5 protein-coding genes are annotated in these 5,356 nt (G+C 58.0%); 4 read left to right on the plus strand and 1 reads right to left on the minus strand.

What is annotated here, in order from left to right; genetic code table 11:
* Positions 1 to 85 precede the first annotated feature (85 nt).
* A complete protein-coding gene (gene tag, locus QMX84_RS25705; protein WP_153390810.1) occupies positions 86 to 643 on the minus strand; it encodes a DNA-3-methyladenine glycosylase I in 558 nt (185 codons plus the stop codon).
* 81 nt (positions 644 to 724) lie between these two features.
* Between tag and glyQ the strand changes: the two genes are divergently transcribed.
* The 4 genes from glyQ to QMX84_RS25725 all read left to right on the plus strand — a co-directional run bounded on the left by glyQ (position 725) and on the right by QMX84_RS25725 (position 5,121).
* Positions 725 to 1,678: a glycine--tRNA ligase subunit alpha gene (glyQ, locus tag QMX84_RS25710; protein ID WP_282365094.1), complete on the plus strand. Its 954-nt coding sequence runs from the start codon at positions 725 to 727 to the stop codon at positions 1,676 to 1,678.
* Complete coding sequence (glyS, locus tag QMX84_RS25715; RefSeq protein WP_262124089.1) at positions 1,675 to 3,729, plus strand: glycine--tRNA ligase subunit beta; 2,055 nt, start codon at positions 1,675 to 1,677, stop codon at positions 3,727 to 3,729. Before glyQ ends, glyS begins: the two co-directional genes overlap by 4 nt.
* A gap of 4 nt (positions 3,730 to 3,733) precedes the next feature.
* Positions 3,734 to 4,273 (plus strand): D-glycero-beta-D-manno-heptose 1,7-bisphosphate 7-phosphatase, encoded by a 540-nt coding sequence (gene gmhB, locus QMX84_RS25720; RefSeq protein ID WP_178113908.1) that lies wholly within the window; start codon positions 3,734 to 3,736, stop codon positions 4,271 to 4,273.
* 77 nt (positions 4,274 to 4,350) lie between these two features.
* Entirely contained in the window at positions 4,351 to 5,121 is a 771-nt protein-coding gene (locus QMX84_RS25725; RefSeq protein WP_282365095.1) for a lysophospholipid acyltransferase family protein, read from the plus strand.
* Positions 5,122 to 5,356 lie beyond the last annotated feature (235 nt).

Genomic DNA, 5,356 nt, shown 5'->3' on the forward strand with positions numbered 1-5,356 from the left:
AGGCAACGAGGTGCATCTGGATCACCGCTAAGAGGCCATCGCGAGCAAGCCCGCTCCCACAGGGCCGGTGTATAAAAAAGGCATTCTAACCGGCGTTGGACAGCTCAGCGTAGCGGTCGCAGGTGGTGGCGTGGTCCATGACCATGCCGCTGGCCTGCATGAAGGCGTAGCAAATGGTCGGGCCGACGAAGGTAAAACCGGCTTTTTTCAAACCTTTGCTCATGGCTTCGGCCTCAGGCGTAACGGCCGGGAATTCATGCCGTTCGGTGAAGTGGTTGATCTTGGGCTTGCCGCCAACGAACGACCACAAAAACTCAACCGGGTCTTTGAGCGCCAGCCAGGCCTGGGCGTTACGCCGCGCGCCGGTGACTTTCAAGCGGTTGCGCACGATGCCCGGATCGAGCAGCAAGGCCTCTATCTCGGCGTCTGTCATGACCGCCAGGCGCTGCACATCAAAGCCAAACATGACCTTGCGATAATGCTCGCGTTTGCGCAAAACCGTGATCCACGATAAACCCGCCTGGAACCCTTCGAGCAATAACAACTCGAAGAGCGCATGCGCATCGCGCAACGGCACGCCCCACTCTTGATCGTGATAGGCCGCATATAACGGGTCGTCAGGGCACCAGAAACAACGTGGCATAGAGGCTCCAAGAGGTGGAGGCGCGACCGAATCGGGTATACTCCCGCTCTTTAAATCGCAGCCCAAGAAACAGGTGAATTTGTGAGCCAGCCTACGCCAGCAGTGCGTACCTTCCAAGACTTGATCCTCGCCCTCCAGCAATACTGGGCCGAGCAAGGTTGTGTGGTGCTTCAGCCCTACGATATGGAAGTGGGCGCCGGCACTTTCCATACCGCCACGTTTTTGCGCTCTCTGGGCCCAGAAACCTGGAACGCCGCTTATGTGCAGCCCAGTCGTCGCCCGACTGACGGCCGCTACGGCGAAAACCCTAACCGTCTGCAGCACTACTACCAGTTCCAGGTGGTATTGAAGCCAAACCCGCCTAACTTCCAGGAGATGTACTTGGGCTCGCTGAAGCACATCGGCCTGGACCCGCTGGTTCACGATATCCGTTTTGTCGAAGACAACTGGGAATCGCCGACCCTGGGCGCCTGGGGTCTGGGCTGGGAGATCTGGCTCAACGGTATGGAAGTCACCCAATTCACTTACTTCCAGCAAGTAGGCGGCATTGAGTGCTACCCGGTGACCGGCGAAATCACCTACGGCCTTGAGCGCCTGGCGATGTACCTGCAAGGCGTCGATTCTGTCTACGACCTAGTCTGGACTGACGGCCCGTTCGGCAAAGTGACCTACGGCGACGTGTTCCATCAGAACGAAGTCGAGCAGTCGACTTACAACTTCGAACACGCCAACGTCGATAAGCTGTTTGAGCTGTTCGACTTCTATGAAAGCGAAGCCAAGCGCCTGATCGAACTCGACCAGCCGCTGCCGCTGCCAAGCTACGAAATGGTGCTCAAGGCATCCCACACCTTCAACCTGCTGGACGCGCGCCGGGCCATTTCGGTGACCGCACGTCAGCAGTACATTCTGCGGGTGCGTACCCTGGCGCGTTCGGTGGCTCAGGCGTATCTCGAAGCGCGCGCCAAGCTGGGCTTCCCGATGGCTCCGCCCGATTTGCGTGATGAAGTGTTGGCTAAGTTGGAGGCTGCACAATGAGTGCTCAAGATTTTCTGGTTGAACTGGGCACTGAAGAACTGCCGCCAAAAGCCCTCAGTACCTTGGCCGACGCGTTTTTGGCCGGTATCGAAAAAGGCCTGCAAAGCGCCGGCCTGAACTTCAAGGCGAAAAAAGTCTATGCCGCGCCGCGCCGTCTGGCCGTGCTGCTGACCCAACTCGACACGCAACAGCCTGATCGCAGCATCAACATCGACGGCCCGCCTCGCCAGGCCGCGTTCGACGCTGAAGGCAACCCGACCCAGGCAGCCTTGGGTTTTGCCAAAAAATGCGGCGTTGAGCTGAGCGAAATCGATCAGAGCGGTCCAAAACTGCGTTTCAGCCAGGTGATCATCGGCAAGCCGACCGCCAGCCTGTTGCCGACCATCGTTGAAGACTCGCTGAACGATTTGCCGATCCCCAAGCGCATGCGCTGGGGTGCACGCAAAGAAGAATTCGTGCGTCCAACCCAATGGTTGGTGATGCTGCTGGGCGATGAAGTCATCGACTGCACCATCCTCGCGCAAAAGGCGGGCCGTGATTCCCGTGGCCACCGTTTCCACCACCCGGAAAACGTGCGCATCACCTCACCAGCCAACTACCTCGAAGACCTGCGCAAGGCCTACGTGCTGGCAGACTTCAATGAGCGTCGCGAGCTGATCTCCAAGCGTGTGGCTGAACTGGCCACGATGCAGGAAGGCACCGCGATCGTGCCGCCAAGCCTGCTCGATGAAGTAACTGCGCTGGTGGAATGGCCGGTACCGCTGGTGTGCTCGTTCGAAGAGCGCTTCCTGGACGTGCCGCAAGAAGCCCTGATCACCACCATGCAGGACAACCAGAAGTATTTCTGCCTGCTGGACGTCGATGGCAAGCTGCTGCCGCGCTTCATCACCGTGGCCAACGTCGAGAGCAAAGATGCGAAGCAGATCATCTCGGGTAACGAGAAGGTGGTTCGCCCACGTCTGACCGATGCCGAGTTCTTCTTCAAGCAAGACAAAAAACAGCCACTGGAGAGCTTCAATCAGCGCCTGCAAAACGTGGTGTTCCAGGCGCAACTGGGCAGCGTTTACGACAAGGCCGAGCGCGTGTCCAAGCTGGCCGCGTTCATCGCCCCGCGCATTGGCGGCGACGCTCAGCGCGCAGCCCGTGCAGGCTTGCTGTCCAAGTGCGACCTGGCCACCGAAATGGTCGGCGAGTTCCCGGAAATGCAAGGCATCGCCGGTTACTACTACGCCCTCAATGATGGCGAGCCAGAAGATGTCGCCCTGGCGCTGAACGAGCAGTACATGCCGCGCGGTGCGGGCGCTGAACTGCCAGAAACCCTGACCGGTGCAGCGGTGGCCATCGCTGACAAGCTCGATACCCTGGTGGGTATTTTCGGCATCGGCATGCTCCCGACCGGTAGCAAAGACCCGTACGCACTGCGTCGCGCAGCGCTGGGCATCTTGCGGATTCTGATCGACAAAAAGCTCGACCTCGACCTGACCGAAGCGGTGAACTTCGCCGTGTCGGCGTTCGGTGCCAAGGTCAAGTCGGCCGGTCTGGCTGACCAGGTGCTGGAGTTCATCTTCGACCGCCTGCGTGCGCGTTACGAAGACGAAGGCGTGGACGTGGCGACGTACCTGTCGGTGCGTGCGTTGCAGCCGCGTTCGGCGCTGGACTTCGATCAGCGTGTGCAAGCCGTTCAGGCCTTCCGCCAGTTGCCGGAAGCCGAAGCCCTGGCCGCTGTGAACAAGCGTGTATCGAACCTGTTGAGCAAAGTGGAAGGCAAGATTTCGACGAATGTCGAAGCCAAGTTCTTCGACAACGCCAGCGAGTTCTCGCTGTACTCGGCCATTCAAAAGGCGGACGAAGCGGTACAACCGATGGCCGCTGCTCGTCAGTACAACGAAGCGCTGACCCGTCTGGCCTCGCTGCGCGAGCCGGTGGACGCGTTCTTTGAAGCGGTGATGATCAACGCCGATGACGCCAGCGTGCGGGCTAACCGCTACGCCTTGCTGGCCCGTCTGCGCAGCCTGTTCCTGGGCGTCGCTGATATTTCGTTGCTGAGCTGAGGGGCTGGTGTTGAAACTGCTGATTCTCGATCGGGACGGTGTCATCAACTATGACTCCGACGCTTACATCAAGTCTGTCGAGGAGTGGATCCCGCTCCCCGGCGCGATTGAGGCGATTGCGCAGTTGAGCAAAGCGGGCTGGACGGTTGCCGTGGCAACCAACCAGTCCGGCATTGCCCGCGGCTATTACGACCTCGCCACACTGGACGCCATGCACGCACGCCTTCGCGCGTTGGTGGCCGAGCAGGGTGGCGAGCTTGGGCTGGTGGTGTATTGCCCTCACGGGCCCGATGAAGGCTGCGCATGCCGCAAGCCAAAGCCGGGCATGTTGCACACAATCGCCAAGCATTACGGTGCAGATCTGACCGAATGCTGGTTTGTGGGTGACAGTTTGGGTGACTTACAGGCTGCTGAGGCCGTCGATTCACAGCCTGTTTTGGTAAAAACCGGAAAAGGCCTACAAACTTTGACCAAAGTGTTTCCGGTTAATACCCTAATATTTGACGATCTGGCGGCAGTTGCCGCAGAACTTATCCACAAATAGGGCAGGTTTGAACACGCGCCGGCATTCTGTGCACAGGCCTGTTCAGTCATGCCTTATCCGCAACGGTAAAAGTCGCTATGTCGATACTGCAGGCCATCAGAACTTTCTTCTTTTACCTGCTGCTGGGCACCAGCTCTCTGCTGTGGTGTTCACTGAGTTTTTTTGTCGCTCCTTTTTTGTCGTTTCCAGCGCGTTATCGCTTTATCAACGTGTATTGGTGCCGCTGCGCGTTGTGGCTGACGCGGGTGTTTTTGGGCATCAACGTCAAGGTCACCGGAGCTGAACACATCCCTGAGCGCCCGTGCGTGATTCTGGCCAACCACCAAAGTACCTGGGAGACGTTTTTTCTCTCGGCCTACTTTCAGCCGTTGAGCCAGGTGCTCAAGCGCGAACTGCTGTACGTGCCGTTTTTTGGCTGGGCGATGGCGATGCTGCGCCCGATTGCGATTGACCGGGACAACCCGAAAGCGGCGCTTAAAGACATCGCTAAAAAAGGTGATGAGCTGCTCAAGGACAAGATCTGGGTGCTGATTTTCCCTGAGGGCACGCGTGTGCCTTACGGTCAGGTTGGCAAGTTTTCCCGGGGCGGTACCGCGCTGGCGGTGAACGCCGAGTTGCCGGTTCTGCCGATTGCCCACAACGCGGGTAAATTCTGGCCTAAAACCGGTTGGGCCAAGCGCCCTGGCACCATTGAAGTGGTCATTGGTGAGCCGATGTACGCTAACGGCAGCGGCCCACGGGCGATTGCCGAGCTCAATGAGCGGGTACAAACATGGAATGAAGACGCTCAGCGGGCCATGGGCTCCTTGCCACCTGTGGCGGTGCAAACCGAAACAGCGGTGAACTGAGCGAATTGTGGATAACGTGTGCACAAGTTTTGGATTTCTTTTGAAATATAGTCGTAACTTGATGATTTACATGCTTATTTCTCGGTATGACTTTTGAACAGAAAACGTGCATAAGTTTTTCTAACGCCTAAAAAAACCGACCTTTTGGTCGGTTTTTTATTGTGTGCCTATTAACCCTCGTAGGAGCTGCCGCAGGCTGCGATCTTTTAAAGATCAAAAGATCGCAGCCTGCGGC

The organism is Pseudomonas sp. PS01297 (assembly GCF_029959305.1).
In the GTDB taxonomy this organism is placed as follows: domain Bacteria; phylum Pseudomonadota; class Gammaproteobacteria; order Pseudomonadales; family Pseudomonadaceae; genus Aquipseudomonas; species Aquipseudomonas helleri.

Coding starts and splice junctions, on each gene's coding strand:
- tag (WP_153390810.1), bottom strand. CDS start 643: ATGCCACGTTGTTTCTGGTGCCCTGACGACCCGTTATATGCGGCCTAT.
- glyS (WP_262124089.1), top strand. CDS start 1,675: ATGAGTGCTCAAGATTTTCTGGTTGAACTGGGCACTGAAGAACTGCCG.
- QMX84_RS25725 (WP_282365095.1), top strand. CDS start 4,351: ATGTCGATACTGCAGGCCATCAGAACTTTCTTCTTTTACCTGCTGCTG.